Genomic DNA, 25408 nt, shown 5'->3' on the forward strand with positions numbered 1-25408 from the left:
GCCCGGTGTCGACCGGGCGATGTCAGGCCAGCGCCTGCTGCAGGCTCTGGATCGCCGCATCGACACCGCCGGCGCCATGCGGAATGCCAAGATGGCGCAGGCCAAGTTCCAGCGCCGCCAGAGTGCCGAGCAGCATCACCGCATTGACGTGCCCCATGTGGCCGATGCGGATGCCACGCCCGGCGATCTCGCCGATGGTTCCGCCCACGGTGACGCCGCAGACATCCTTGACGAAGGCCCTGAGCGGGGCCGGATCGACGCCGTTGAACAGGATTACCGTCACGCTGTCGGAACGGGCGTCCGGCACCTTGATGTTCAGTTCCAGGCTTCCTGCCTGCCCCCAGACCTCGACCGCAGCGCGGGTTGCCTGCGCCAGCAGTGCGTGCCGACGCCACACGGCCTCCAGCCCCTCCTCCTCGATCAGTTCAACCGCACGGTTGAAGGCGAAAAGCAGATGCTCCGGCGGTGTGCCGCAGTATTTCATGTAGTGTTCCGGTCCGTCACGGAACGTCCAGTCCATGTAGCTGTTGCGCAGGCCGGCGGTCTTGTGCGCGGCCAGCGCACGCGGTCCGGCGGCAACGAAGGCAAGGCCAGGAGGCGCCATCAGTCCCTTCTGCGAGCCGGTCAGCGCAAGGTCGACGCCCCATTCGTCCATCTCGAAGGGCACGCAGCCGAGCGACGCGATGCAGTCGACCATGTAGAGCGCCGGATGCCTGGCCGCATCGATCGCCTTGCGGATCGCTGCAATATCGTTGAGAACGCCGGACGCGGTATCGATCTGCACCACCAGCACCGCCTTGATGGCATGCGCCGTATCGGCCTTGAGCCGCGCCTCGACGGCGGCCGGATCGACCGGCAGATGCCAGCTGCCCGGCAGCACCTCCATCTCGATCCCGCTCATGGCTGCCGCCTCGCCCCAGCCCAGCGCAAACCGGCCCGATTCCAGCACCAGCACCGTGTCGCCGCGCGACAGCGTGTTGGACAGCGCCGCATCCCAGGCGCCATGGCCGTTTGAAATGTAGATGTAGGGCTTGCCCTCGGTGCGGAACAACCGCTTCAGCCCGGAGAGGCAGGCGTCCGTGGTGCGGAGCAAAGGTCCCTCATAAATGTCCACCGCCGGCCGGTGCATGGCGCGAAGCACCTCGTCGGGCACGTTTGTCGGGCCCGGGATCATCAGGAATTCCTTGCCGTTGCGAAGGGTCATGTCGAAGTGTCCTGGAAGGCGGTAGAGAGAAATCAGGCGAGGTCCCAGATATAGCCCTGCCGGGCAGGCGGCGGCAACGGATAGCAACATCTGGGATTTCCGCCATTTTCTGGGGATTGACCCGTGCGAATGGTGGTGCGCCCTGCCGCTGTCGCATCAATGTCACCCCAGATGCGACGATTCGTGAGAGGAGTAGCCTGTGCCGCCTTGTGCGCCCGTACAACCTCGCCGAAACTGACGCTTCGGATCTCGTGAGTTATGGCAAGAATGATTGTGGTTGAAGAGCGTAGTTCGCCCCTGCTTCTGGTGTTGCCCCATTCCGGCCTGCGCATTCCGCGCGAGCTGGAACGCCGCATGACCGCAACCGGTCGCCTGCAGACCGATCTGTCCTGGCATCTTGACCAAGTGGCCGACTTTACCGGCGAGCTTGGCATCAGTGTCCTGCGCACCCCCTTTTCGCGCCTCGTCATTGACGTCGACCGCGATCCGGTCCGCGAGGCGGATGGCCAGCCGTCAGATCCCGCCGTGGCGCTGTGCCCGCTGACCACCATGGACGGCAAGCGCGTCTACCAGGCCGAGGAAGATCCGGGGCCGGTGGAAATCGAGGAGCGGCGCAGGCTGTTCCACGAGCCGTTCCACACCGCACTGGGAGCCCAGATCGAACGGCTCAAGGGCCAGAACCGGCGCGTGGTCCTGCTCAACATCCAGTCCATGCGCTCACGCATCAAGGGCAGGTTCCCGGGCGAACTGCCTATGGTCAACATCGGCAATTGCCAGGGCCGAAGCTGCCACGAGGATGTGACCAGCATCGTCGCCAGCCTTGAAAAGGACTATCCGAACGGTGGTCTGTCGGAAAATGACATCACGACCGGCGGCTTCATCGCTCAGATGGTTGGCCAGCCGCGCGACGGCGTCCATGCTATCACCCTAGTCCTGGCCCAACGCGCCTATATCCGGCACGAAACGCCCCCCTTCGAGATGGACAAGGAACGCCTCAGGCAGACCCGCGCAGCCTTGCGCCGCATTTCGGCTGATCTGATCAACTGGGCCAATGGCGCGCAGAAGGCTCCGCCGCGCACGCTGCTGGAACCATTGCCGGATTTCCTCTCAGTCTGATCAGACGACGTTGCGCTCGATCAGCGGCTTGTCCTGTGCCAGCCGCTCGAGCCCCAGAGGCGCAAGGTCCAGCGTCTCGTAACCTCCCGTCGCAATCAGTTCCGCCAGTCCCCGGCCGACGGCGGGCGACTGCTGCAACCCGTGCCCGGAGAAGCCCAGCGCGATATAGAGCCCCGGACGGCCCGGCACGTTGCCGACGAAGGCATTGTGATCGAACAGGTTCATGTCGTAGTGCCCGGCCCAGGCCGCGCCGGGGCGGATGGCCTCGAAGGCCGGCACCCGGTTCGCCAGGCTCGGCCACAGGCGTTCGTCGAAGAAGGCGTGGTCGACCTCGAAGTCGTCCGCCGCAACGTCCGGATCGTCATCCGAGCCGGCGCCGCAGATGAAGCCCTCGCCCTCGGGCCGCACATAGGTGCCATCCGGGTCGATCAGCAGCGGCACACCGGTGACTTTCTCCCGACAGGTGAAGGGGAAGACAAAGCGCTTGCGGCGGTGGATCGGCAGCTCCAGCCCGGCCAGCCGGCAGATCTCCGCCCCGCCCGACGCTCCGGCCGCATTGAGCACCGCCCCCGCCTCGATCACGTCGCCCGTGTCGAGCCGCGCCCGCCAGGCCGCCTCGCCCCGCTCCAGGCCGATCACCCGTGCGGCGACATACTCGACGCCAAGCGCCCGGGCGCGGACACGGAACGCCTGCATCAGGCCGTAGCCGTCGAACCAGCCTTCCCCGGTCGTGCCGTGACAACCGGCAGCAATGCCTTCGGTGTTCAGGAAGGGAAAGCGCCGCGCCAGCGCCTCGGGCTCGTAAAAGGCAATGTCGGCCCCGAGCCGGCGTTGCAGCGTATGGTTTTCCTCCAGGATCGGGCGCGTTTCCGGCGTTGCCAGGAACAGATAGCCGCCCTCCTTCAGCCCGATGTCGGGCGCCTGCCCGCCCCCCGGGACAGCAAGCCGCAGGCCGATGTCGCGCAGGAACGCGATGCCAAAGAGCGATATCTCGATGTTGATCGCGCTGGAAAACTGCTGCCGGATCGAGGCCGCCGAGCGGGCCGAGGCGCAAAAGGTGTAGGCAGGGTCCGCCTCGACCACGACGATCCGACCGGAAAAATCGCTCCGCGCAGCAAGCTGGGCGGCCACCGACGAGCCAATTGCGGCCCCACCGATGATCACGAGATCTGCTGTGTCTGCCAAGGCGTCCTCCCCGCCACAAAACGCGAAAGACCGGGCGGCCATGCCGTCCGGTCGAAGTGGTCAAACGCGCTCAAGTCGCTCCGCCGTAATCTCTGCCCTCTCCGCCGTGCTCCCAGCCCCTCTCCACGGTCATCCCCGCCTTGTGCGGGGATCCAGCCTCCGCATCAACGCGAGCCGGAACGGGAGAGAAGGCCGAAAACCGCAAGGATCCCCGCACGAGGCGGGGATGACCTCAGAGTACGGAACAGACCCCGTGCCAGCGGCGATACGCAGGCACAGGCGTCCCCTTCGTCCGTTCCTCAGAAGAACGCCTGCAGGCCCGTCTGGGCACGGCCCAGGATCAGGGCGTGGACGTCATGCGTGCCTTCGTAGGTGTTCACGGTCTCCAGGTTCTGGGCGTGACGCATCACGTGGTATTCTTCCTGAATGCCGTTGCCGCCGTGCATGTCGCGCGCCTGGCGGGCGACGTCGAGGGCCTTGCCGCAGTTGTTGCGCTTGACCAGCGAGATCATCTCCGGTGCCACCTTGCCTTCATCGAACAGGCGGCCGACGCGCAGCGAGCCCTGCAGGCCGAGCGCAATTTCCGTCTGCATGTCGGCGAGCTTCTTCTGGAACAGCTGCGTCTGCGCCAGCGGGCGGCCGAACTGATGCCGGTCGAGGCCATACTGGCGGGCACGGTGCCAGCAATCCTCGGCCGCGCCCAGCGCGCCCCAGGAAATGCCATAGCGGGCGCGGTTGAGGCAGCCGAACGGACCCTTCAGGCCCGAGACATTCGGCAGCAGCGCGTCTTCGGACACTTCCACGCCGTCCATGACGATCTCGCCGGTGATCGAGGCGCGCAGGGACAGCTTGCCGCCGATCTTCGGTGCGCTGAGACCCTTCATGCCCTTCTCCAGCACGAAGCCGCGAATGGCATTGTCATGCGCCTCGGACTTGGCCCAGACGACGAAGACATCGGCGATCGGCGAGTTGGAGATCCACATCTTGGATCCCTTGAGGCGGTAGCCGCCGTCGATCTTCTCGGCGCGGGTGCGCATGCCGGCCGGGTCAGAACCTGCGTCCGGCTCGGTCAGGCCGAAGCAGCCGACATATTCACCGGAGGCGAGCTTCGGCAGGTACTTCTTGCGCTGCTCTTCCGTGCCATAGGCATAGATCGGATACATCACCAGCGAGGACTGCACCGAGTTCATCGAGCGGTAGCCGCTGTCGACGCGCTCGATCTCGCGCGCCACCAGACCATAAGCCACGTAGGACGCGCTGGCGCAGCCGTACTCTTCCGGCAGCGTTACGCCGAGCAGGCCCAGTTCGCCCATCTCGTTGAAGATCTCGCGGTCGGTCTTCTCATGCGCATAGGCTTCGAGCACACGCGGCATCAGCTTGTCCTGCGCATAGGCGCGGGCGGTTTCCATGATCAGGATCTCGTCCTCGTTCAGCTGCTCGCGCAGCAGGAACGGATCATCCCAGGAAAAGGTACCGCCACCGGTGGGATCAGACTTCAGGGCCGCCATGTTCTTTCCTCCTCGTCGGCGAACGGGCCTAAGCCCGCCGCGCTGCGTCTCGACCGGACCTGCGTCACGCCGCAAGGTGTCCGGGGTTGGCAAGGACCATGACAGAGAGGGGGGCCGCACTAAAGGGACAGTTTCTCCCGTTATCATTCCAGACGGGAATGAAGTTGATTACCCTTGAGGCGACAGGGCTGTCAGCTTGTCGGGATTGCGCTGGATGTAGATGCCGCAAAGCTGGCCGTCCGGTGTCAGGTCGAAGAACACCAGGCTGTCCGGCGCGCCCGGCTCTGCAAACTGCAGCGCTGTGCCGCCGTTCGCCCGGCGCGACACGATGGCCGTTCCCTCCGCCATTTGCCCGAGCACGCCGGCCAGAAAGCCGGACACCTCGGCCGGCCCGCTGAGCACACGCCGTGCCGCGGCAACCTTGGCGCCGCCATCAGACACCAGCTCCACGTCATCCGCCAGGATTGCGGCAAATGCGGCCGTGTCGCCACTGCGCACGCAGGTCTCGATCAGCGCGGTCAGCCGTGCGATGTCCTCGGGCCGCGCCGGAAAGCGCGGCCGGTCCGCCTGCAGCTGTCCACGGGCCCGTGAGGCCAGCTTGCGGCAGGTAACGCTGCTGCGGCCCAGCGTCTGGCCGATCTCCTCGAACGGCAGTCCGAACAGGTCATGCAGCAGGAAGGCGGCCCGCTCCAGCGGACTGAGCCGGTCCAGCACCCGCATCACCGCCATCGACAGGTCAACCTCCGCCTCGTCCGTCGCCGGGAGATCGGAGCCGTCGTCCATCCAGGGTTCCGGCAGCCAGCAGCCGGTATAGGCCGCCCGCTGGCGCTTCTGCCGGCGCAAGAGGTCAATGGCCCGGGTCGTGACCACCCGTGCCAGCCAGGCTTCCGGCCGGTCGGGCAGTTCGGGCAGCGCCAGTCCGGCCACCCAGGCGTCCTGCACCACATCCTCGGCATCCGCCCGGCTGCCCAGCATGCGATAGGCAAGACGCATGAGCCGCGGCCGTGCCTGTGTCACCTCCTGCTGCTCCAGCCAGACCGTCATGCGTTCCTGCTCCCGTACCGACCCGGCCTAGGCCCCGGCCTTGCGTTTGTGCGCAAGAGGACCGGCGCCACACTGCAACGCATGACCGGTCCCGCGTTTGATCACGGTGTAAACCTGCTCCGAGGCAATCGCCGCCGCAAGCCCGATCCGGCCGCGCCGGCCGAACCGGTCCAGCACCCGCTCCCCCAGGTCCAGCTGATCCGGGCTGTCCTGCAGCACCGCACGGGCGAAGGCCGCCGCCAGCCAAAGATCCGGCTCGACCACATCCCCGACTTCCGCGCCCAGCAGCGGCAACAACCGGTGACGCGCGACGCCGGCCTCTTCGGCCAGTTTCAGCACCAGCTCGGCGCAGTCACCGCAGCCGCCCGCGTCGGCAGTGATGAGGCGCGCGGCAAAATAGGCGGCTGCCGGCAGCCCGAAGCGGTGATCGAGAAACGGCATCGCCAGCCCAAGTTTCAGGCCGCCGGTCAGATCCTGCGCGACGAGGTCTTCCAGAAAGGTCGTGTCATAAGCGTAGCGGCGGCCAAACTGGCGCGTCTGCGCCATCAGCATGGATTTCAGCATGGGGTCTCCGGCGAGAGCGTTAGGGGAGCAATGCGCAGGCCGAGATCGCCTGCACGTCCATGACGCTCGACCCCGCAAAACGTGACATGCCCCGTCTGTCGGTAGGGTGATGCTGCCGTCGCCACACGGTCCTCCTCTTGAGGCCTCTCCGACAGGGTCAAACTTTCATTCCAATTCCTCATCACCCTGCGCTAGTCTGATCCGAACCTGCAGGTCTTTCCTGCGCAAGCTCCGCCGATCCGGAATGATCTCATGCTCAAGCGCGCCTTTCTTCCTCCCGCCGATGCCCTCGTCGCCTTCGAGGCGGCAGCCCGGCACGAGAGCTTCACGCGGGCAGCGGAGGAGCTGCACCTGACGCAGGGCGCTGTCTCCAAGCAGATCCGCCATCTGGAGCAGCGCCTTGGCGTTGCCCTGTTCTCCCGGGTGCGGCAGCGCGTGCTCCTGACCGATGCCGGCCGGCTCTACCTGCACGAGGTGCGCGGCGCGCTTGACCATCTGCACGACGCCACCCGGCAGGTGATGTCCTTTGCCGGCAGTCAGGACGTGCTCAATCTGGCGGTCCTGCCCACCTTCGGCACCCGCTGGCTGGCGCCGCGCCTTGCCGATTTCCTGCGCCAGACGCCGCAGGCCGCGCTCAACATCTCGATCCGCCTCAGGCCCTTCGACTTCGAGCAGGAACCCTTCGACGGGGCAATCCACCACGGCGACCCGCTCTGGGCCGGCGGCATCGTCGAGCCGCTGTTCCCGGAAGAAACCGTTGTGGTCTGCTCCCGCCCGTTCCGAGATCGGCAACTGCTGGCGCAGCCTGCGGACCTCCTGCGTGTGCCGCGTCTGCAGCTGGCCACGCGCCCGATGGCCTGGCGCGACTGGCTGGAAGCGAATGGCCTTGCCACCGACACCGCCTTCCAGGGGCCACGTTTCGAGCAGTTTGGCATGATTGCGGAAGCGGCCGCGCATCATCTGGGCGTCGCGATCATGCCCGTGTTCTTTGTCGAGGACGAGCTCGCGTCTGGCCGTCTGGTCAAGCTGTTTCCCGGCACGCTTGCCGAACGCTCCGCCTATCATTTCGTCTTTCCGGAGAACCGGGCGCTGCGGCCCGTTGTCTCGGCTTTCAGGCGTTGGCTGCTGGCCGAGGCGAAAGCTGCCCGCATCAGCCGTGAAAGCCTGCTGCCGGGGTGAAGGAGCGTCTTTGCAGCACGCCCGGGGCAGCGTATTGAAGGCAGGCCATCATCCGGGAGCGCGAGCGTGAACACCCCTTTCCGCGACAGGTTCCATGCCGCCCGCAAGGCGATGATCCACCGCCTCGAGCACTTCTGGCCGGCGCTGCCGCTTGTCGCCGTCAGCCGGGACGTGCCGCCCGGCCTCGTCGCACGGACAGCGCCCCGCCTCGATCCGCCGGCAGCAATGCCGGACCAGGCGCGAAGCTGGCTCGAACAGCACGGCGGCCGGCAGGAAGTGCAGGGCGTGCTGCGCCTCACCCGGCCCGTGACCGTCGACCCGAAGATGGGTCTCCTGTTCAGCGAGAAACGCATCATCTGGGGCACCAGCGACACGCCGGAGCGCGAGCGCGGCCCGCGCTTTGCCGGCCATCTTGCCGCCCCGTCCCGGCGCCTGCCCGGCGCGATCCTGCTGCACCATGTGCATGGCGACAATTTCTTCCACTTCTTCTTCTTCGTGCTCAGCAAGGCAAGCGTGGCCGACGCCGCCGGCCTCGATCCGGCCCTGCCCTTCCTCGTCGGCGAAAAGACCGCAGCCACCGGATTTTTTAAAGAGGCCCTCGAAATGGGTGTCTTCGGCAGCCGCCCGGTCCTCGTCCAGGGCCGCAAGGAGGTCATTGCCGTCGACGAGGCCTTTCTGGTGCGGGATTTTTTCCTCACCGACGCAATCATGTCGGCAATCGCCGAGCGCTTTGCCGCCCCCGTCGGCGGCCAGGGTGACCCGCTGCTGATCGAACGAAAGGCAAGCGCCAACAATGGCCGCCGCTTTCGCAACCAGGACGCGGTCACAGCGCTTGCCCGGAGCAAGGGCTTTCGTCCCGTCGACCCCGGCAGCCTGCCGCTGCGCGAGCAGGTTCAGCTATTTGCCGGTGCGCCGGCGGTTGCGGGAGCACATGGGGCCGGGCTGACGAACCTTCTGTTCCGCCGCGGTCCCTGCCGGGTGCTGGAACTGTTCAGCCCGGGCATGGGCTCGCCGCATTACTTCATGCTCGCGCGGGAAAAGGGTTTTTCCTACGAAAGCCAGATGACGCTGGCGCCGCAGGGCCGCGCCTTCACCGCCGACACCGAGGTCGATCTGGACGCACTCGATGCTGGTCTTGAGCGGTTGCTCGGCTGATCCCGCAAGACGGGAAAGACTGCCTATTGATAATCGCGGAAGCCCGGCGGCGGCAGGCCTTGCAGGATGCGCGAACGATGCCGGAACACCAGGGGGTGCAGCACATCGGCGCAGATCCCCGACCAGGGCAGCGGATAACCGGTCAGGCGGCCATCGATGAGGCTGTCGCTCGCCTCGCGCGCGATCCGGGCCGGATTGGCCAGCAGTGCCTCACGCAGGAGCTCAAGCCGCCCGGTCACCGTCGCCAGCCATTCGGCGGTAAACGTGGTGCCGGGGCGGAAAATATAGGCCCCGTTCCCGATCAGCGACCGATAGGCCCAGCGCATTCGGCGATAGTGCAGATAGCTTTCCAGCCAGCCCCGCGCCCGCACGCCCGAGCGCAGCGCCCCGGCGAGCCGGTGGCGATGCACATGCGCCACGCCTTTCGGCGAGATCTCACGATAGCCGATGCCAAAGGCGTCGCTTGTCTCCAGCGCCTCGAAGGCCGGCAGCCAGGACTGGCTGGTCGGCTTGATATCCGAATAGCCGCCGCCATGGTGATGCATGAAATAGGCGCGCAGATAGTCCGACCGGTGCACGACGCTCAAGGCGTCATAGGTGTCCGGCAGCGGCTCCCCCGGCACCAGCCAGGGCGCAAGCGTCTCCGGCGTCACCAGGATGACCTCGCAGCCCGTCGCGGCCATGCTGTCCAGCCCACGCCGCCGGGCATCGGACATGGCATTGGAACCCGTCCAGAAGGTGAATATCCGCCTTGGAAGCTGCATTCCCTCTGCCTTTGCCATCAGCGCCCGTCGATGGTGCCGTAGTAATCCGGCCGGTGACCGAAGACGCCCTGCAGATTGCCGGAGGCCCGCGCCAGCCGCAGCCGCGCCTTGTAATACCGGTTTTCGCTCCGGGCGATCCCCAGTCGTTGTTGCAGCACGGCGAGAGCCAACAGGATGGCACCCCCGACAAGCCGGCGCAGCCCTTTCAGAAGATATTTCAGTGCCGCCTTCGCATAGCCCATCTTCAGGATATCGGCCTGCACATGCGCCTCGGCACTGGCGCGCACGAGGGCGATCAGGCGGTCGGGCGCAACACGGCTGGCCGGCACATCCTCGGTCACCACCGCGCCCGGCGCCCAGACGATCCGGTGCCCCTTGGCATGGGCGCGCTCGAAAAAATCGAGGTCCTCATAGCCGTTGAGAAACACCGGATTGTAGCTCAAGTTGCTGCCATCCGGCCGGATCAAGCGGGCCGAGAACGCCACATTGTTGGTCGAGGCGCGGGGCAGAACCGTGCCCTCCGGGTCCGGCCGCATCACTTCCGGCGGCCACCAGGCAGGCGGCTCGGCCTCGAAGTTTTTCCTGACCCAACCATAGGTGACCTCGGCCGCATGCTTGCGTGCCGTTGCAAGGTGCTGCATCAGCCAGTCCGGCTCGGCGATCTCGTCATCGTCAATCAGGGCGATCCAGTCGTAGCCACGCGACAGGGCCTCGGCAAGCGAGCGGTTGCGGGCGAAGGGAATGCCGCGCCGGGGCTCCTGCACATAATGGATGGCCAGCGGCGACACTGCGCGCACGTCCTCGACCACCTGCCCGCTCAATGGCTCGGCGTCATTCTCGATGACACAGATTTCGGCCGTGATACCAGCGGCGAGGCTTTGCCGGCTGAGCGCGATCAGGCAGGCGCGCAACATCTCCGGCCGGCGGGCCGTGCAGACCAGAATCCCGACAAAGGCGGCTTCAGGCTGCATCATGCCCCCTTGCTGGCGACATCTGCAATCAGGTCATCATAGCGCCGCGCCACGACGCCAAGATCCAGCTGGCTCGCCGCATGGGCCCGCGCACCTGCGCCCAGGGTCGTACACAGCACCGGATCGGCCACCAGCCGCGCCAGGGCTGCACGAACACTTGCCGCGTCAACGGCATCCAGCAAAATGGCGGCCTCTCCGGCCGCCTCAGGCGTACCGCCGCCCGTGCCGGCGATGACTGCACAGCCGCAGGACATCGCCTCGACAACCGCGCGCGGAAACCCCTCCCGCACGATGGACGGCAGCGCCGCGATGGCCGAACGGGCAAGCTCGGCCCGGACGGCGTCAATGGTCAGGCTGCGGAATAGTTCCACATCGGCCCGCCCGTCAGCCCGTGCCTCGATTGCGCGGGCGAAGGCAGCCTCTTCCTCCGACTGGACAGACATGACCAGCGACAGCGTCCAGCCGGGCGCATCAAGGCCGAGGAATGCCTCCAGCAACTCGCCGATCCCCTTGTCCGCCCGGGCCCGTCCGACATAGGTGATACGGCGTTCCTTCGTGGCCGGCAGCCACAGGCCGGTATCGACCCCGTTGGGAATGACCACGCTTTTCGCCGCAACGCGCGGGAAATCCTCCAGAAACGTGCCCCGGATAAACTGGCTGACAAAGACGATGCGCTTGACCTGCTCCAGTTGCCGGGCCCGCCGCCAGCGCGACAGCCAGCCGCGCGGCTTTTTCAGAAGACCGTGCCGGTGCAGGATGACGGGCACCCCGGGCATCGCCCGGGCGATGGCGGCAGCGCTTTCCGGATGCTGATGGACCAGGATGACCTCAGGCCGATCAGCCTTCAGCCGGTCAACGCAGCCGGCGATCATGCCCCGCTGGGAGGACGCGACAACAGCCCGAAACGGCACATCCGGGAACGGATTGTCCACCGCCGCGCCAACCACGCTTGTTGCCTCGCGATAGCGGCTGGCCAGGATGAGGTCACGCGCCACCAGATCGATGGACGTGGCCCCTTCCGGCGAGAAGCGCATGCCGCGCGGCAGGACTATGGATACGCGCACCGCGAAGGCTCCGTCTGTTTCCGGGTTTCCTCCTGACTACCTGTCGCCGTGCGCGGCTGCAAGCGCTTCGCTTGGCTCAAGCCTGACCGGCCGGGCGCGCTGTCACCGGTCCATCCGGGACGACCGTCGCCATCCCATCGCCACCAGGAATGACCTCGCGACCTTTTGAAGCGGCAGTCTTGCCGGCTGCCATCCCGGCCCACTGGCCTGCCAGGACGCTGATGATGACAAGTGCCATGCCAACGATCTGCCAGGTTCCCAGCGACTGGTCCAGCCAGGCCCAGCCAAGCACCACGGCCATGGCAGGCGAGAGCAGGCCGAGCGGGGCAACCGCCGTCGGACCCATCAGCTGGATGCCACGGAACCACAGGAGATAGGTCAGCCCGGCCCCGATGAAGCTGAAATAGGCAAAGGCAACCCAGTTGGTCATGGTCAGCGCCGGCATGGCCGGCTCGGTCAAAAGGGCCAGTGGCACAAGCAGCAGACCGCCTGCCGTCAGCTGCCAGGCCGTGAAGGTCAGGGCGGAGACATCCGGCTTCCAGAGCCGGGTCAGCACCGTTCCGAATGCCATCGAGACCGCAGCGGCAAGGGCTGCCGCCACACCGACGCTGTCGAGGGCCGCCTGCGGCTTCAAGGTGAGGAGACCGACGCCGACAATACCGACCAGCGCCGCCGCGGCCGCCAGAACCGTCAGCCGCGTTCCCAGCAACATGCGCGACAGGCCCAGAACAATGAGCGGCTGGATCGCGCCGACCGTTGCCGCAACGCCGCCCGGCAGCCGGTAGGCGCCGATGTTCATCAGGGTCCAGAACAGGGTGAAATTCAGCGCCCCAAGCACGGTGACGCGCCAGATCCAGATGCCGCGCGGCAGGGTGCGGACGATCAGCAGGAGCAGGAACGCCGCCGGCAGAGCCCGCCACATGGCAAGCGTCATGGGCCGGTCGGGAGGGAGAAACTCGGTAATGACGAGATAGCTGCTGCCCCATACAAGCGGGGCCAGCATCGTCGCCAGCAGGGAAAGCTGTTTCATGACCTGATCCGATCATAAGGCCGGACTGCAGGTGGTCCGGCATCTGCGCCGGAAGGCCACCTGCACTCCGAACGAGAGACTATTGCCTCAGACGAGCTTTGCAACCGCCGTGGGGGCGCGGCGCGACTTCTGCGGCCAGTTGCCATCGAGGGCAGTCCCGACCGTGATCAGCATCACCGGAACCTCGTCGTTATCCAGTTCAAAGGCTGCCGACAGTGCCTCGGCATCGAAGCCCACCATCGGGCAGGCGCCAAGGCCATGCGCCTCGGCAGCCAGCAACAGGAACGCACCCGCGAGGCTGGCAGAGCGGACGGCCTCGTCACGCGCCAGCTGTTCGCTGCTGGCGTAGAAATCATCCGCATTCCTGGAAAGGTCTGCCGCCATCGCCGCCGGCATGAAGCCGGCCTCGACACTGGGGGCCAGAAGGGCCGGGAGCGAGCCCTTGCGCGGATACTGGCCGCACATGATGAAGGTGACGGCGGCCTCGTCGATCTTGGCCTGGTTCATCGACACGGCCCTCAACCGCTTCTTCTGCTCGGGCGAGCGGACCGCGATGAAGCGCCAGTTCTGCAGGTTGAAGGCGGACGGCGCACGCACCGCAAGTTCGACAAGGCGGAGGATCGCCTCGTCCTCGAGGACCTCGCCAGCCTGGAAGAAGTTGACCGAGGAGCGGGATTCAATGGCCTTGATCACGGCCGGCATCTGGATCTGCATGGTTATTGTCCTTTCAGTTACGCCGTGCGGCGCTGTCCGGAAGGAAATAGACCACTTCTTCCAAGGTGATAATTCATCTGATTTTCGTTTCACTCATTACGAAAAGTGAATAATATTTCATCCATGGAAAGCCTCTCGACCCTCCGCCTGTTCCGGGCCATCGCCGATCTTGGCAGTTTCGCCGCAGCGGCGCGCGCCATCGGCCTTTCCCCGGCCGGAGCCAGCAAGGCCATCGGTGAACTGGAAACCGATCTTGGAACGCGTCTCTTCAACCGCACCACACGGCGCCTCAACCTGACGGAGGCGGGAAGCCTCTATCTCGAGCAGGTGCGCCGCGCCCTAGACGAGCTGGAGGAAGCCCGCGACCAGCTTGCAAGCCTCAACACCGAGCCGTCCGGCCGGTTGCGGGTCAGTGCGCCCATGACCTCAAGCCTCGTGCTCCTGACGGAACGCATTCCGGAGTTTCTTGACCGCTACCCCAGGATTTCTCTCGACCTGGACCTGAATGACCGCCGGGTTGATCTTGTCCGCGACGGGTTTGACCTTGCCCTTCGCGGCGGGCAGAGGCTGGAAGATGCAGCCCTGATCACACGCCGCGTCGGCACCCTGTGTCATGTGCTTTGCGCCTCTCCCGCCTATCTGGCACGGGCAGGCGAGCCGAGAGAACCAGCGGACCTGGCCCGGCACGAGTGCGTGCGTTTCTCCCTGTCGGGCAATGCGGATGCCTGGAGCTTTCACCGCAATGGCGACGTGGTGAACCAGAAAGTCCGGGGCCGCTATCAGGTCTCGTCCAGCCTTGCCGTTCGCGATGCGCTGCGGTCCGGCTTCGGGCTCAGCCTTATTCCCCGCGCCTATGTTGCGGAAGATCTGGCCGCCGGGCGGCTGACCCAGGTGCTTCCGAACTGGACGACGCCGGACGTTGTGGTCAACGCGCTTTACCCCTCCCGCCGCCATGTGCCCCCAAAAGTCCGCGCCTTCATCGACTTTGCGGTCGAGGTACTGCAGCGGCATAACGGTTCACCGCAAGATGCCGGGTCCGATCGCTAGATCCAGCGCCGGACCCGGGCCTTGTAGTCGCGGTACTCCTGTCCGAAGCGGGCCTCAAGCGCGGTCTCTTCCGGCAGGATCTGGAGCCGGGTCAACACGATTGCAAACAGGACGGGTCCGGCAAAAGCGATCACATGACCGAGCCAAACAGCCCAGCCGCTGAGCACCAGCAGCATGCCGAGATACATGGGATTACGCGAATAACGGTAGAGACCGGAGATCACCAGACTTGTCGCCTTGTCCGGCCTTATGGGATTGACGGTCGTGCGGGATCGCAGGAACCGGACAACAGAGGCAAGGTCAATGGCCAGCCCGACACCAGCCAGACCCAGCGCAACAACAGCCTGTCCCGGCAAGCGGATGACAGGCGCCGGCCAGGTCGAAGCAATCGCCCACATGGCTAACGCCCAGCAAAGCGCCTGTACCGGGGGTGGGACGAGAAGGCGAGAATGCCGGGAAGCAGGCTGATCCTTCATGGCTATCCTTGATTGACGCGGGCGGCTTCCTGGCCAACATAGCCAATCATAAACCACACCGCACCCGACGGGTGCACTTTCAGGAGCCGTTCCCTTGCCGATTGCCCTCTGGTGCGTTCTTGTCGCCGCCTTCCTGCCCATGCTCTCCGTGCTGCCCGCCAAGATGTCGAAGGGCTTCGACAATGCCCGCCCGCGCGATCCGGCCTATTTCGCCGAAGGATTCCGTGCCCGCGCCCAGTGGGCTCAGGCGAACGGGTTCGAGGCTTTTCCGCTGTTTGCCGTGGCCGTTGGTGTCGGGCTCTGGCAGGGCGGTGATCCGATCTGGATCGACAAGCTCGCCGTCCTCTTTGTCCTGATGCGGATCATCTACACCGTCTGCTACTGGACCGACCGGGCCACCCCGCGTTCCCTGTCCTGGATGGTGTCGACCGCGTCGTCTGTCGCGATCTTCACCAGTCCGCTCTGGAGCTGACAAACGACCGCTTTCCGGGGCGCTTTTCCGGCGGGTTTTGTGGTGCCATCCACATCAGGTCATTGCCCGGCGCGCGCGAATAAGGGATTGTGCGCCGGACAAGGGAACCCGCCGCAGATGCCGCATCCTCAGGCTCGACAAGCCGACGACTTCATCACTCCAGCAACGTCCTCCGTCCGCCGCGACCCGGCGAAGGTGCTGGCCGACGTGTTTGGCTATGCGTCTTTCCGTGGCCGGCAACGGGAAGTGGTCGACGCGCTGGTCGCCGGCGAGGACGCAATCGTCCTGTTTCCGACAGGTGCGGGCAAGTCGCTGTGCTTCCAGATCCCGGCGCTGTGCCGGCCGGGCACGGGGATCGTCATCTCGCCGCTGATTGCCCTCATGAAGGATCAGGTCGGGGCGCTGAGAGCGGCCGGTGTTCGGGCCGCAGCCCTCAACTCGGCCATGAGCGCGGATGAACAGGCGAAAATTGTCGGAGATTGTCGCGCCGGGGCACTGGATTTTCTCTATGTGACCCCGGAAAGGGTGGCCACAGCCTCCTTCTCAAGGCTGCTTGAGGGCATACCGATTTCCCTGTTTGCCATCGACGAAGCCCATTGTGTCAGCCAGTGGGGGCATGATTTCCGGCCGGAGTACCTGCAGCTGGCGAGCCTTGCCGAGCGCTATCCCGGCGTGCCGCGCGTGGCCCTGACGGCGACCGCCGATCCGCACACCCGCGAAGACATCGGCGTGCGCCTGAAGCTTGAAAACGCACAGGTTTTCACGACGTCGTTCGACCGGCCCAACATCCGCTACGAGATTGTCGAGCGCGAGAACCAGCGTCAGCAGCTCCTGGACTTCCTCAAGCGGCACAAGGGCGAGAGCGGAATCGTCTATTGCCTGTCGCGGGCAAAGGTCGAGGATATCGCCGACTGGCTGACCTCGAAGGGCATCCGTGCCCTGCCGTATCATGCCGGGCTCGACCGGGAGATCCGGGAAGCGAACCAGGACGCGTTCCTGCTGGAGGAAAATCTCGTCCTCGTCGCCACGGTGGCCTTCGGCATGGGCATCGACAAACCGGATGTGCGGTTCGTGGCCCATCTGGACCTACCTTCGTCCGTCGAGGCCTATTATCAGGAAACCGGCCGCGCCGGCCGTGATGGCGCTCCGGCCGAAGCCTGGATGGCCTATGGCATGGCCGACATGGTGCAGCGCCGGCGCATGATCGCCGAAGGCGATGCGCCGGACGAGGTGAAACGGGCGGAAACCGCCAAGCTCAACGCCCTGCTCGGCATTTGCGAGACGGCCGGCTGCCGCCGTCAGGCGCTGCTGGCGCATTTCGGCGAGGTGTACCCGAAGCCCTGCGGCAACTGCGACACCTGCCTGTCACCGGTGGAGACCTGGGATGGCACGGAGGCCGCCTCCAAGTTCATGTCGGCGATCTACCGCACCGGCCAGCGCTTCGGCGCCGGGCATGTCATTGATGTGCTGCTGGCCAAGGACAACGAGAAGATCACCCGCTTCGGCCACGACAAGCTGACCGTCTACGGGATCGGCAAGGACCTGTCGCCGAAGACCTGGCAATCGGTCGCCCGGCAGCTTGTGGCGATGGGGCTGGTGGGCGTCGATCACGCCAGCTATGGCGCGCTGGTGCTGACCGAGGAGGCCCGAGCGGTTTTCCGCAACGAGCGCAAGGTGCTTTTGCGCCGCGACCGCGCTGCGGCCAGCCTCAAGTCCTCGCGCGGCGAGCGGTCGTCGACGCTGGCGGATGATCTTGATGCGGAAGAGCGGCTGCTTTTCGAGCGCCTGCGCCGGCTCAGGACGCAGATCGCGCGGGAGAATGAAGTGCCGCCCTATGTGGTGTTTCCCGATGCCACACTGATCGGCATCGCGCATGCGCGGCCGGTGACACCGGAGCAGCTGCTTGCCGTCTCCGGCGTCGGCCAGACCAAGCTGGATCGCTATGGCGATGCGTTTCTCGAGCTGGTCGAGGCGTTCGAGGCGGGCGTCTGACAGATCGCGCCGGACGCCGGACCACTGGCAGCGTCAGGAACCAGCCTTGCTGAGGCCCTTGTAGGCTTCGTTGCCCCAGACCCGCTTGACCTGGACATCGCGGCCGCAGGCCCCGCGATAGCCCTTGTAGGCTTCGCTCTGCTTGACATAGCCAAAGCGGGTCAGCGTGCGATCCTCGCCGAGATAGTAGTTCTGATGATAGTCCTCGGCCGCCCAGAACGTGGCCTTGCCCTCGACCGGGGTGACGATGGACTGGCCCAGGATCTTCTCGGCCTTGGCGATTTCCGCCTCGGCAGCCTTTTCCTGCGCCGGATCAAGCGCGTGGATCGCGGTTGAATAGCCATGGCCCCGGTCGCAGAACTGGCCGCCGGCATCGGTCACATCGACAGTGCGCAGGAAGATGGCGACGAGATCGCCGTAGCTGATCTTCGCCGGATCGAACGTGACCTCGACCACCTCGCGGTGGCCGCCGTCCTCATAGGTCTTGTAGGTCGGCTTGTCGGTCTTGCCGCCGGCGTAGCCGGAGACGGTCGCCGTAACGCCGGGCACCTTGTCCATGTCCGCCTCGACGCACCAGAAGCAGCCGCCTGCGAACAGCGCGGTGTCCGCACTGGCCGGCAGGGGGACGGCAAGGCCAAGAGCAAGAGCGAGAACAGTGGCGCGCACCATGGTGGCAATCTCCCGATGAATGGTCACAGGACCATAGGGCGCGCGCCGGTCACCGTCATCTCACAGTGGCTTGAGCATGTGAGGCAAGACAAGGATCAACGCACCAGGACGGCGGTTCCGGTCGCGGTGACCATCAGCATCGAGCCGCCATTGCCGACAGTTTCGTAGTCGAGATCGACGCCGATCACCGCGTTGGCGCCCAGACGCGCGGCATTCTGCTGCATTTCGTCGAGCGCAATCGTGCGCGCCTTGGCGAGTTCTGCCTCATAGGCGCCGGAGCGCCCGCCGACGATGTCGCGGATGCCGGCAAAGAGGTCCTTGAAGATGTTGGCACCCAGAATGGCTTCCCCGGTGACGAGGCCCTTGTAATCAAGAATCTCGCGGTTCTGAAGGGTGCTGGTGGTGGTGACGATCATTCCGGCCTCCATCGATTGACGATGTGGAACTGGGAATGCTGCGTGGTGATTGCAAGCCTCGGGCGCTGGTGCGGCTCAGATATCGTCGCTGTCGTCGGTGCCGAGCGCCTCGTTGAGCAGCGGATCGGCGAGGTCTGCCTCGTCCTCGTCAGCGGTGACGCGGACGTCCACGATGCGCGCGCCGGGAAACTCCGACAAGAGCGCGGCGACAGTCGGATGCGATCTGGCATCAGAGAGAAGCTGCGCCTGGGTCGCCTCGCGTTCCTCATGGATCGTCGGGCGGCCCTGCTCCCGGCTGACGGAGACAATCCAGCGGGTGCCGGTCCATTCGGTCAGCTTGCGGCCCAGTTCCCCGGCGACATCGGCCCCCGCGTCGCGGGTCGGCTGGATTTCGATGTGCCCCTGATCGAACTTGACCAGACGCATCTGCCGCTCGATGGCGACCTTCATCGGAATATCGCGCTTCTCGGAGGCAAGCGCGGCACAGTCGGCCAGACTGCGCAGGACAACGGCGGGGCGGGCCGGCGGAACGTCACGCTGCGGCTGGGCCGGCTGCGGTGCCACGGCGGGCAGGGTCATGCCGCCCTGAATGGATGCGAGACGTGGCCGCCCATCTGGCTGCGGCTGCGCGCCGGAAAGCGCGGCGACGGGCGCGCCCGAGGGCTGTGGAATCTGACCCATCTGGCCAGACCCCATGCCAACGGCCATGGCGCCACCTCCGGAAGAGCCAGCACCAGAGGGACCAGCGCCAGAAGGACCAGCGCCCTGGCCGCCACCCGGTACAGAGGCGCCCTGCGGCAGGGCACCAAGCGCGCCAGAGCGCAGTAGCTTCAGCGCTTCTTCCGGATCCGGCAGGTCGGCAGCATAGGCAAGGCGCACGAGCACCATGTCTGCGGCAGCCAGCGGCTTCGGCGCGGCCTGAACCTCGGAAATGCCCTTGAGCAGGATCTGCCAGGCCCGCGACAGGGCCCGCATCGACAGCTTTTCGGCAAACTCCCGGCCGCGCAGACGCTCTGTCTCCGTGACGGAGACTTCCTCGCCCGCCTTCGGCACGATCTTCAGGCGCGTCACGAGATGGGTGAAGTCCGCAAGATCGGTCAGGACGACCGCGGGGTCGGCGCCGATGGAATATTGCTGCGCCAGTTCCTGCATCGCCTCGGCAATACGGCCCGACATGACATGGCCGAACAGGTCGATGACGCGGGCGCGGTCGGCAAGGCCCAGCATCTCGCGCACCTGGCCGGCGTCGATGTGACCGGCACCATGGGCGATGGCCTGGTCCAGCAGCGACAGGCTGTCACGCGCCGAGCCTTCGCCCGCGCGCGCGATCAGCGTCAGCGCATCGTCGGAAATGTCGATTGTTTCAGCATTGGAAATCCGGCGCAGCAGGCCGACCAGCTTCGGCTGCTCGATGCGGCGCAGGTCGAAGCGCTGGCAGCGGGACAGGACCGTGACCGGGACCTTGCGGATTTCCGTGGTGGCGAAGATGAACTTCACATGCTCCGGCGGCTCTTCGAGCGTCTTCAGCAGCCCGTTGAAGGCCGCGTTGGACAGCATGTGCACTTCGTCGATGATGTAGACCTTGTAGCGCGCCGTCGCCGGACGATAGCGCGCCGCATCGGTGATCTCGCGGATGTCGTTGATGCCGGTGTGCGAGGCAGCGTCCATCTCGATCACATCGACGTGGCGGCCTTCCATGATCGAGCGGCAATGCACGCCCTCGCGCGTCAGCTTGACCGTCGGCCGGTCAGCCTCGCCGGGGATCTCGTAATTGAGGCCGCGCGCCAGAATGCGGGCCGTCGTCGTCTTGCCGACGCCACGGACACCCGTGAGCATCCAGGCCTGGGCGATACGGCCTGTGGCAAACGCGTTTTCCAGCGTCTGGACCATCGGCTCCTGGCCGACGAGATCGTCGAAGGTCTGGGGGCGATACTTGCGGGCAAGGACGCGATAGGCTGCAGCCTTGGGCGCTGCCTCTGCCACCACCGCAGGAGCGGCGGCAGGCGCCGGGGACGGCGCATCGCCAAACATGGAGAGGGTCAGATCATCACGGATCTCTTCCGCGCCGGGTTCCGTCATGCCGTCCGGGCTGTCGCCATCGATACCGCTCATGGAAACCCGTCTGATGTGCGCGGGAAAGGGTGGGAGGCTGGCACGGCGACCCGTGCCGATCTCGTTAGGGCTGCTTCCTTCCGGACCTGACCCGGTTGGCGAGTGGCTCGTCCACCACCAACCTCCCGAGCCCCTTATATCAGCAAGGCATGGGCCTTTGGCAAGGCTTTCATCCGATAAAGCCGAAGATGGGTTATTTTCGCTGCGTTTTCAGTAAATTAGCTTCTGAAAAACAAAGAGGGCCGCAATCGCGGCCCTCCCGTGAGATCGGCATGACCTCGTGTCCGGATCAGATCCCGGCGGAAATTCTCGCTGCCAGAGGCTGCTCCAGCATCTCACCCTTCCGCCCAGACATCAGGGCCACGCACAGGGTCTCACTCGACATGGGCTCACCTCCTTTCGGTTGTTGCAAACAGGAAGAAGGTTAGCGCAGTAGCCAGATCCTGCAAGAGGCAAAAAACGACATGGCTGTATGACCGGCCGCGCTGCCGTCCGAAACTTGCCGTAACGTGAAAAAATGCAATGAAATCAAATTGAAAGACTTTGAGCCGACAGTTGGTGCCGGCCGTCGACTGGCCCGGAGACCTTTGCATGACGACGCTCATCTTTGCCCTTCTGACCGCTGCGTTCTGGGTTGCGGCCATTGGCCGGGCCCGGCCGGCCGGCCTTCTGTTCGCCCTTGCACTGGTCCTCGGTCTTGTGTGGTTCAACCACCACATGACCGATCCGCTCGCCATTTCGCTGTAAGGAGGCCCCGATGTTGACGCCCGCTCTCGCCCGCCAGCTCAATGCGCTCGGTCTTCTGGCAATTTCCGCCGCACTGGCGTTTGCTTATTACGACCAGTTTTTCGGCGGCGATCTGCCCTGTCCGCTCTGCCTGCTGCAGCGCGTGGCTCTGACGGCAGTCGGATTTGGACTGCTGATGAACGTGGTTCACGGGCCAAGGCCGCGCCATTACGGATTCATGTTGCTGGCTGCCTGCTTTGGCGCTGCCGTTGCCAGCCGTCAGGTGCTGCTGCATATCGTTCCGGGAACCGGAAGCTACGGCGCACCGTTCCTGGGGCTGCATTTCTATACCTGGGCGCTTGTGCTGTTCTGCCTCGTCATCCTGGGCAGCGCGATCCTGCTGCTCATGGACCGCCAGTTCGAGCGCACCGAAACTGCGCCTGGACGCTTTTCTGCGCTGCCCGTGCTCGGCAAGGTTGCCGTCGCAGCGATCATCGTGCTTGCGGCCGCCAACACGGTGACGACCTTTGCCGAATGCGGTCCGATTGAATGTGCGGACGACCCGACAAACTACTGGATCCTTGGCGGCGAGCCGTTGCCGGCAGCTGCCCGGTAAGTCCTTCGGTTGATGAAGGTCCAAACGACAAGAGACCGGAGGGATTGCCCTTCCGGCCTCTTGTCAGAGCGGGTTACACCCATGTGGCAAATGTGCGGACCGGCGCGGTCAGGTCCACCCGGACCTGAGGCCGTACCGGCTCAGTGCACGCTGACCATCAGCAGTTCGGTTTCCAGGGCGTTGGCAATTGCCGCCTCGCGGCTGTCGGCGACAACGATCGGATTGCCGTCCGCGCCAAGCAGGGCCCACAGACGCAGGCCGCGTGCCATTTCCGGTGTACCCGGAAACAGGCGGCGCAGATCGTCGGACGTAATCTGGCGCAGATAGCCGACGTGACCGGCGCCAAGCTGGGCGAAAACTTCAGGCGAGAGTGCGCGCGAAAGGCTTGCGCGCGGATTTGCATCACGCGTCATAGTCGGTTTTCCTTGTTTTCTTGTCTGGCCTGGCCGGGTCGAACCGGTCAGGGGCCTTACTCGCCGGAGGAGATCTCGATCCGGCGGATCACCCGCTCGGGCTCGGGTCGAACCAGATCGATCGAGAGCAGACCATCCTTGAGATCCGCTCCAAGGATCTCGATCCCTTCCGCCAGCACGAAGGCTCGCTGGAACTGCCGGGCGGCGATGCCGCGGTGCAGATACTGGCGGGCCTTGTCGTCGATCTGGCGGCCACGGATGACAAGCTGGCGTTCCTCGACGGAGACGTCCAGCTGGTCGCGCGTGAAGCCGGCAACGGCCAGCGTGATGCGGATCACCTCGCCATGCGCGTCGGTTTTCGGCAGACGTTCGATGTTATAGGGCGGATAGCCGTCACTGGCGGCCTTGGATACCCGGTCCAGAACCCGCTCGATATCATCGAAGCCGAGCATGAACGGGCTAGAAAACGCTGACATTCGCGTCATCGTCAAAGTCCTCTTGAAGCGACCTTGAGACCCGGACCCTCTGAGGAGGCATCCGGACCGGGGTGCCTGTCACCCCGTACTGCTTGCGAATATGGCGACTGTACGACAGAGTTTCAAGCAACCGGGCCGCGCCCGATTCCTTGCCCGAGGTTCTTTCCCCGATGACCCGTTCCGAGTTCGACGCTTTCTGCGCCAGCCTGCCAGGCACCACGCATGTCATCCAGTGGGGAGGCGCGTCTGTCTGGAAAGTTGGCGGCAAAATCTTTGCCATCTGGGGCGGGGACGACGCCAATGGCCATATCAGCTTCAAGGCCTCGGACCTGACCGGCGAGATGCTGCGCGAGCGGCCGCAGTATCAGCCCGCGCCCTATCTGGCGCGCGCGGGCTGGATGCAGCTGATCTCAAGCACCAGCGTCGAAACCGGCGAAACCGAGGCCTATGTTGCTGCAGCACATCAGCTCGTCGCGGCAAAACTGCCGAGACGGGTGAAGCTGGAACTCGGCTTCGCCTGAGCGATTCTGCCGGCAGGCCGCAGTGGCAAGTGTGCCAGAGGCTGTCAGCGGGGTGCCGGCGCCGGCTGTGTCAGGACCGGCAGCGGCGTCTTGACGTCGCTTGTGGCGATGGACATGCCAGTCTGTTTTGGGTTCACCGAAGTGCTGCCCGGCAGTGGCGTCTGAGCCACCGACATGCTGGTGGGAGCCTTGACGGACTTCATGTGACCGCAAGCCTGCGCGGCACCGGCAAGGGCCAGACTGCCGGCGAGGCCGAGAGCCAGAACGGTTGCGGACGTTTTCAGAGCGTGCATGCGATGTCCTCCTGCGCAAGGGTCACGATCGACCCGATGACGCAGGGTAACGCATGTGGCCACGCCGGCAAGCGGCGTGTCATCACAAATCGGTGCTGATTATCGCCTGGCCCGACTGAGGATGTGGCTGGTCACGACTTCCTGGCGCGTGGGATCATGCGGCATGGCCGTGACATAGGCCTCAACCTGATCGCCGAAAGCGCGAATATCGATGATGCGCGCGCCATAGAAGCCCAGCAGCCGCACATTGACGCCGCCGCCCGGACGCAGGGTCGCTTCGGTCCAGCCCCATTTGCAGTCACTCGGACTGCAGCGCATGAACGCCCGGGCACGGATCACGACCTTGTCGTCGACGCAGCGGCTTTCCACTTCGAGCCGCGTCAGTTCCTGCCGCTTGGCCTTGCGGTCGACCCAGATGCCATCCTCGGGCAGCGGACAGTAGATGCGCCCTGCGGATTGTGCCAGGGCCACGTTTCCACCCCACAGCATGACGCCGCCAGCAACCAGGCAGACGGCAAGGGCGGCAGTCACGGCATAGTTGACCAGCGGTGTCATAGGCATTCTCCCATGACCAGACGCTAGCGCCCGGCGATTAACCTGCCGTTAATTCTCAGCACAGCGCTTCCCATGCAAAAACCCCCGGAACCGGTCGGTCCGAGGGCATTGCAGAAATCACAAGACCTGGAGGGCTCAGCGCGCCTTGCGCTTGGGAGCCGCGATCAGGCCTTCGCGCTGTGCGAGCTTACGAGCGGCCTTGCGGGCACGGCGGACGGCTTCAGCCTTTTCACGCACACGCTTCTCAGACGGCTTCTCGAAAGAGCGGCGCGCCTTCATCTCGCGCAGCACGCCCTCACGCTGGAGCTTCTTCTTCAGGACGCGGAGCGCCTGCTCGATGTTGTTGTCACGAACGAGAACCTGCAAGGTAAATCCTGACGTTGGCCCGGTCGAAACTGCCTTGGAGGCGACCGGGGGAGTTGAGTACAAGCGCCATACGGCACGAAAGGTGGCGCAACCTAGCAGGTTTCTGGGAAATTGCACCCCCCTGCGGCGAAAAAATTTAGGCCCCGGACAGGTCCGGGGCCCGAGCGTCGAAGAGGCGGCTCACTCGCCTGTCCGGCCTGGCCGGATCAGGGCGATGGCGCTCTCAAAGCGCTGAATTCAGCTCAGAGAAGCTGCAGGTTTGCAGCAGCGCTGCGGCCCTGACGGTCGGTTTCCAGCTCGAAGCTGACCTTCTGACCTTCGCCGAGGTGGCTGAGGCCCGAACGCTCGACAGCGCTGATGTGAACGAAGACATCGCGGCTGCCGTCTTCCGGCTGGATGAAGCCAAAGCCCTTCTGGCCGTTGAAGAACTTTACGGTTCCGGTTTTCATGTGCAGTACCTTGATATAGAGTTTCGACGCCCGGATCCGAATGATCAAGGCGGTCGTGTATCGCAGATTTTTGGAAGAGAGATTGGCGGGTCGATATCGTTGACACCGCGAGAAGCCAAGCCTGGCCCAAAAAGTCGATAGCTTCCATATACAGCAGAATGCCGTCTGCGCCAACACCGAATCTGCACAATCGTCATGGAGCGGCTGGAGGCGGCGCTCAAGGCGCACGGCCCCCGGATGTCTCGCGGTACAAAAACGCATCGATTCAGCCCATTGCGAGTGAACGGCTGCTCCGCCGCTGCAGGACCTTT

Annotated in this window: 29 protein-coding genes and 1 other RNA gene; 9 read left to right on the forward strand and 21 right to left on the reverse strand. The window is 65.2% G+C overall.

Annotated elements, in window-relative coordinates; translation table 11 throughout:
- Positions 1-22 precede the first annotated feature (22 nt).
- Positions 23-1204 (reverse strand): pyridoxal-phosphate-dependent aminotransferase family protein, encoded by a 1182-nt coding sequence (locus C8348_RS07490; RefSeq protein WP_106752678.1) that lies wholly within the window; start codon positions 1202-1204, stop codon positions 23-25.
- Between the two features lie 258 nt (positions 1205-1462).
- Between C8348_RS07490 and C8348_RS07495 the strand changes: the two genes are divergently transcribed.
- Positions 1463-2320, forward strand: coding sequence for an N-formylglutamate amidohydrolase (locus C8348_RS07495; RefSeq protein WP_208983620.1), 858 nt, complete (start codon positions 1463-1465; stop codon positions 2318-2320).
- On the opposite strand, the gene C8348_RS07500 is transcribed toward C8348_RS07495, so the two are convergent.
- The 4 genes from C8348_RS07500 to C8348_RS07515 form a co-directional block, all read right to left on the reverse strand.
- Positions 2321-3505, reverse strand: coding sequence for an NAD(P)/FAD-dependent oxidoreductase (locus C8348_RS07500; RefSeq protein WP_244293955.1), 1185 nt, complete (start codon positions 3503-3505; stop codon positions 2321-2323). It abuts the gene before it with no gap.
- A 299-nt stretch (positions 3506-3804) separates the two neighbouring features.
- Positions 3805-5013, reverse strand: coding sequence for an acyl-CoA dehydrogenase (locus C8348_RS07505; RefSeq protein ID WP_106752681.1), 1209 nt, complete (start codon positions 5011-5013; stop codon positions 3805-3807).
- Positions 5014-5181: 168 nt separating this feature from the next.
- Positions 5182-6057: a sigma-70 family RNA polymerase sigma factor gene (locus C8348_RS07510; protein WP_106752682.1), complete on the reverse strand. Its 876-nt coding sequence runs from the start codon at positions 6055-6057 to the stop codon at positions 5182-5184.
- 27 nt (positions 6058-6084) lie between these two features.
- Entirely contained in the window at positions 6085-6621 is a 537-nt protein-coding gene (locus C8348_RS07515; protein WP_106752683.1) for a hypothetical protein, read from the reverse strand.
- 252 nt (positions 6622-6873) lie between these two features.
- Here C8348_RS07515 and C8348_RS07520 point away from each other — a divergent pair, with 252 nt between their 5' ends.
- Positions 6874-7800: a LysR substrate-binding domain-containing protein gene (locus C8348_RS07520; protein WP_106752684.1), complete on the forward strand. Its 927-nt coding sequence runs from the start codon at positions 6874-6876 to the stop codon at positions 7798-7800.
- 66 nt (positions 7801-7866) lie between these two features.
- A complete protein-coding gene (locus C8348_RS07525; protein WP_208983621.1) occupies positions 7867-8955 on the forward strand; it encodes a glycosyltransferase family 61 protein in 1089 nt (362 codons plus the stop codon).
- Positions 8956-8978: 23 nt separating this feature from the next.
- On the opposite strand, the gene C8348_RS07530 is transcribed toward C8348_RS07525, so the two are convergent.
- From C8348_RS07530 to C8348_RS07550, 5 genes are all read right to left on the reverse strand, one after another.
- The gene (locus C8348_RS07530; RefSeq protein ID WP_157950399.1) at positions 8979-9719 is read right to left on the reverse strand and encodes a glycosyltransferase family 32 protein; all 741 of its coding nucleotides are present in this window, start codon (positions 9717-9719) and stop codon (positions 8979-8981) included.
- A 17-nt stretch (positions 9720-9736) separates the two neighbouring features.
- Positions 9737-10693, reverse strand: coding sequence for a glycosyltransferase family 2 protein (locus tag C8348_RS07535; protein ID WP_106752686.1), 957 nt, complete (start codon positions 10691-10693; stop codon positions 9737-9739).
- A complete protein-coding gene (locus C8348_RS07540) occupies positions 10690-11754 on the reverse strand; it encodes a glycosyltransferase family 4 protein (RefSeq protein WP_106752687.1) in 1065 nt (354 codons plus the stop codon). Before C8348_RS07540 ends, C8348_RS07535 begins: the two co-directional genes overlap by 4 nt.
- 76 nt (positions 11755-11830) lie before the next feature.
- Positions 11831-12784 (reverse strand): DMT family transporter, encoded by a 954-nt coding sequence (locus C8348_RS07545; RefSeq protein WP_106752688.1) that lies wholly within the window; start codon positions 12782-12784, stop codon positions 11831-11833.
- Positions 12785-12871: 87 nt separating this feature from the next.
- The gene (locus C8348_RS07550) at positions 12872-13498 is read right to left on the reverse strand and encodes a nitroreductase family protein (protein ID WP_106752689.1); all 627 of its coding nucleotides are present in this window, start codon (positions 13496-13498) and stop codon (positions 12872-12874) included.
- Between the two features lie 123 nt (positions 13499-13621).
- Between C8348_RS07550 and C8348_RS07555 the strand changes: the two genes are divergently transcribed.
- Positions 13622-14545, forward strand: coding sequence for a LysR family transcriptional regulator (locus tag C8348_RS07555; protein ID WP_106752690.1), 924 nt, complete (start codon positions 13622-13624; stop codon positions 14543-14545).
- On the opposite strand, the gene C8348_RS07560 is transcribed toward C8348_RS07555, so the two are convergent.
- Positions 14542-14943 (reverse strand): methyltransferase family protein, encoded by a 402-nt coding sequence (locus C8348_RS07560; RefSeq protein WP_198646961.1) that lies wholly within the window; start codon positions 14941-14943, stop codon positions 14542-14544. The two genes, C8348_RS07555 and C8348_RS07560, sit on opposite strands and share 4 nt — an antisense overlap.
- Before the next feature lie 172 nt (positions 14944-15115).
- Here C8348_RS07560 and C8348_RS07565 point away from each other — a divergent pair, with 172 nt between their 5' ends.
- A complete protein-coding gene (locus C8348_RS07565; protein WP_106752692.1) occupies positions 15116-15493 on the forward strand; it encodes an MAPEG family protein in 378 nt (125 codons plus the stop codon).
- A 117-nt stretch (positions 15494-15610) separates the two neighbouring features.
- Positions 15611-17485: a DNA helicase RecQ gene (gene recQ, locus C8348_RS07570; protein WP_106752693.1), complete on the forward strand. Its 1875-nt coding sequence runs from the start codon at positions 15611-15613 to the stop codon at positions 17483-17485.
- Between the two features lie 33 nt (positions 17486-17518).
- Here the strand turns inward: recQ and msrA are convergent, their stop codons facing one another.
- The 4 genes from msrA to ffs all read right to left on the reverse strand — a co-directional run bounded on the left by msrA (position 17519) and on the right by ffs (position 20808).
- A complete protein-coding gene (msrA, locus tag C8348_RS07575) occupies positions 17519-18154 on the reverse strand; it encodes a peptide-methionine (S)-S-oxide reductase MsrA (RefSeq protein ID WP_106752694.1) in 636 nt (211 codons plus the stop codon).
- 95 nt (positions 18155-18249) lie between these two features.
- Entirely contained in the window at positions 18250-18570 is a 321-nt protein-coding gene (locus tag C8348_RS07580) for a heavy metal-binding domain-containing protein (protein WP_106752695.1), read from the reverse strand.
- Positions 18571-18645: 75 nt separating this feature from the next.
- The gene (locus tag C8348_RS07585) at positions 18646-20682 is read right to left on the reverse strand and encodes a DNA polymerase III subunit gamma/tau (protein ID WP_198646962.1); all 2037 of its coding nucleotides are present in this window, start codon (positions 20680-20682) and stop codon (positions 18646-18648) included.
- Positions 20683-20711: 29 nt separating this feature from the next.
- An RNA gene (gene ffs / locus C8348_RS07590) (signal recognition particle sRNA small type) lies at positions 20712-20808 on the reverse strand.
- 465 nt (positions 20809-21273) lie between these two features.
- Here ffs and C8348_RS22085 point away from each other — a divergent pair.
- Together C8348_RS22085 and C8348_RS07600 are read left to right on the forward strand one after the other, a co-directional pair.
- Positions 21274-21429 (forward strand): DUF5993 family protein, encoded by a 156-nt coding sequence (locus C8348_RS22085; protein WP_198646963.1) that lies wholly within the window; start codon positions 21274-21276, stop codon positions 21427-21429.
- Positions 21430-21439: 10 nt separating this feature from the next.
- Positions 21440-22024, forward strand: coding sequence for a disulfide bond formation protein B (locus tag C8348_RS07600; protein WP_106752697.1), 585 nt, complete (start codon positions 21440-21442; stop codon positions 22022-22024).
- A 140-nt stretch (positions 22025-22164) separates the two neighbouring features.
- Here C8348_RS07600 and C8348_RS07605 read toward each other — a convergent pair whose 3' ends face one another.
- The gene (locus tag C8348_RS07605; RefSeq protein WP_106752698.1) at positions 22165-22437 is read right to left on the reverse strand and encodes a BQ00720 family protein; all 273 of its coding nucleotides are present in this window, start codon (positions 22435-22437) and stop codon (positions 22165-22167) included.
- A gap of 56 nt (positions 22438-22493) precedes the next feature.
- Positions 22494-22922, reverse strand: a complete 429-nt coding sequence (locus C8348_RS07610; RefSeq protein ID WP_198646964.1) for an Hsp20 family protein — start codon at positions 22920-22922, stop codon at positions 22494-22496.
- Between the two features lie 161 nt (positions 22923-23083).
- On the opposite strand from C8348_RS07610, the gene C8348_RS07615 reads away from it, so the two are divergent.
- Positions 23084-23434 (forward strand): MmcQ/YjbR family DNA-binding protein, encoded by a 351-nt coding sequence (locus tag C8348_RS07615; protein ID WP_106752700.1) that lies wholly within the window; start codon positions 23084-23086, stop codon positions 23432-23434.
- A 44-nt stretch (positions 23435-23478) separates the two neighbouring features.
- Here C8348_RS07615 and C8348_RS07620 read toward each other — a convergent pair whose 3' ends face one another.
- The 4 genes from C8348_RS07620 to C8348_RS07635 all read right to left on the reverse strand — a co-directional run bounded on the left by C8348_RS07620 (position 23479) and on the right by C8348_RS07635 (position 25097).
- Complete coding sequence (locus tag C8348_RS07620; RefSeq protein WP_106752701.1) at positions 23479-23727, reverse strand: hypothetical protein; 249 nt, start codon at positions 23725-23727, stop codon at positions 23479-23481.
- A 99-nt stretch (positions 23728-23826) separates the two neighbouring features.
- A complete protein-coding gene (locus C8348_RS07625) occupies positions 23827-24282 on the reverse strand; it encodes a hypothetical protein (RefSeq protein WP_106752702.1) in 456 nt (151 codons plus the stop codon).
- Between the two features lie 135 nt (positions 24283-24417).
- On the reverse strand, positions 24418-24648 hold the full coding sequence (gene rpsU / locus C8348_RS07630; RefSeq protein ID WP_106752703.1) for a 30S ribosomal protein S21: 231 nt from the start codon (positions 24646-24648) through the stop codon (positions 24418-24420).
- Positions 24649-24890: 242 nt separating this feature from the next.
- Positions 24891-25097 carry a cold-shock protein gene (locus C8348_RS07635; protein ID WP_106752704.1) on the reverse strand — a complete coding sequence of 69 codons (207 nt, stop codon included), beginning with the start codon at positions 25095-25097 and terminating at the stop codon, positions 24891-24893.
- Positions 25098-25408: the final 311 nt, after the last annotated feature.

Origin of the sequence: Pannonibacter carbonis (assembly GCF_003012935.1) — a bacterium.
Classification (GTDB): domain Bacteria; phylum Pseudomonadota; class Alphaproteobacteria; order Rhizobiales; family Stappiaceae; genus Pannonibacter; species Pannonibacter carbonis.

What these genes read in the sequence shown, in the direction of transcription:
- msrA (WP_106752694.1), bottom strand. Translation starts at nt 18,154, where the DNA reads ATGGTGCGCGCCACTGTTCTCGCTCTTGCTCTTGGCCTTGCCGTCCCC.
- C8348_RS07510 (WP_106752682.1), bottom strand. Translation starts at nt 6,057, where the DNA reads ATGACGGTCTGGCTGGAGCAGCAGGAGGTGACACAGGCACGGCCGCGG.
- C8348_RS07530 (WP_157950399.1), bottom strand. Translation starts at nt 9,719, where the DNA reads ATGCAGCTTCCAAGGCGGATATTCACCTTCTGGACGGGTTCCAATGCC.
- C8348_RS07585 (WP_198646962.1), bottom strand. Translation starts at nt 20,682, where the DNA reads ATGAGCGGTATCGATGGCGACAGCCCGGACGGCATGACGGAACCCGGC.
- C8348_RS07490 (WP_106752678.1), bottom strand. Translation starts at nt 1,204, where the DNA reads ATGACCCTTCGCAACGGCAAGGAATTCCTGATGATCCCGGGCCCGACA.
- C8348_RS22085 (WP_198646963.1), top strand. Translation starts at nt 21,274, where the DNA reads ATGACGACGCTCATCTTTGCCCTTCTGACCGCTGCGTTCTGGGTTGCG.
- C8348_RS07505 (WP_106752681.1), bottom strand. Translation starts at nt 5,013, where the DNA reads ATGGCGGCCCTGAAGTCTGATCCCACCGGTGGCGGTACCTTTTCCTGG.
- C8348_RS07635 (WP_106752704.1), bottom strand. Translation starts at nt 25,097, where the DNA reads ATGAAAACCGGAACCGTAAAGTTCTTCAACGGCCAGAAGGGCTTTGGC.
- C8348_RS07555 (WP_106752690.1), top strand. Translation starts at nt 13,622, where the DNA reads ATGGAAAGCCTCTCGACCCTCCGCCTGTTCCGGGCCATCGCCGATCTT.
- C8348_RS07620 (WP_106752701.1), bottom strand. Translation starts at nt 23,727, where the DNA reads ATGCACGCTCTGAAAACGTCCGCAACCGTTCTGGCTCTCGGCCTCGCC.
- C8348_RS07495 (WP_208983620.1), top strand. Translation starts at nt 1,463, where the DNA reads ATGGCAAGAATGATTGTGGTTGAAGAGCGTAGTTCGCCCCTGCTTCTG.
- C8348_RS07515 (WP_106752683.1), bottom strand. Translation starts at nt 6,621, where the DNA reads ATGCTGAAATCCATGCTGATGGCGCAGACGCGCCAGTTTGGCCGCCGC.
- C8348_RS07625 (WP_106752702.1), bottom strand. Translation starts at nt 24,282, where the DNA reads ATGACACCGCTGGTCAACTATGCCGTGACTGCCGCCCTTGCCGTCTGC.
- C8348_RS07610 (WP_198646964.1), bottom strand. Translation starts at nt 22,922, where the DNA reads ATGACGCGAATGTCAGCGTTTTCTAGCCCGTTCATGCTCGGCTTCGAT.
- recQ (WP_106752693.1), top strand. Translation starts at nt 15,611, where the DNA reads ATGCCGCATCCTCAGGCTCGACAAGCCGACGACTTCATCACTCCAGCA.
- C8348_RS07520 (WP_106752684.1), top strand. Translation starts at nt 6,874, where the DNA reads ATGCTCAAGCGCGCCTTTCTTCCTCCCGCCGATGCCCTCGTCGCCTTC.
- C8348_RS07545 (WP_106752688.1), bottom strand. Translation starts at nt 12,784, where the DNA reads ATGAAACAGCTTTCCCTGCTGGCGACGATGCTGGCCCCGCTTGTATGG.
- C8348_RS07600 (WP_106752697.1), top strand. Translation starts at nt 21,440, where the DNA reads ATGTTGACGCCCGCTCTCGCCCGCCAGCTCAATGCGCTCGGTCTTCTG.
- C8348_RS07560 (WP_198646961.1), bottom strand. Translation starts at nt 14,943, where the DNA reads ATGTGGGCGATTGCTTCGACCTGGCCGGCGCCTGTCATCCGCTTGCCG.
- C8348_RS07615 (WP_106752700.1), top strand. Translation starts at nt 23,084, where the DNA reads ATGACCCGTTCCGAGTTCGACGCTTTCTGCGCCAGCCTGCCAGGCACC.
- C8348_RS07605 (WP_106752698.1), bottom strand. Translation starts at nt 22,437, where the DNA reads ATGACGCGTGATGCAAATCCGCGCGCAAGCCTTTCGCGCGCACTCTCG.
- C8348_RS07550 (WP_106752689.1), bottom strand. Translation starts at nt 13,498, where the DNA reads ATGCAGATCCAGATGCCGGCCGTGATCAAGGCCATTGAATCCCGCTCC.
- C8348_RS07580 (WP_106752695.1), bottom strand. Translation starts at nt 18,570, where the DNA reads ATGATCGTCACCACCACCAGCACCCTTCAGAACCGCGAGATTCTTGAT.
- C8348_RS07535 (WP_106752686.1), bottom strand. Translation starts at nt 10,693, where the DNA reads ATGATGCAGCCTGAAGCCGCCTTTGTCGGGATTCTGGTCTGCACGGCC.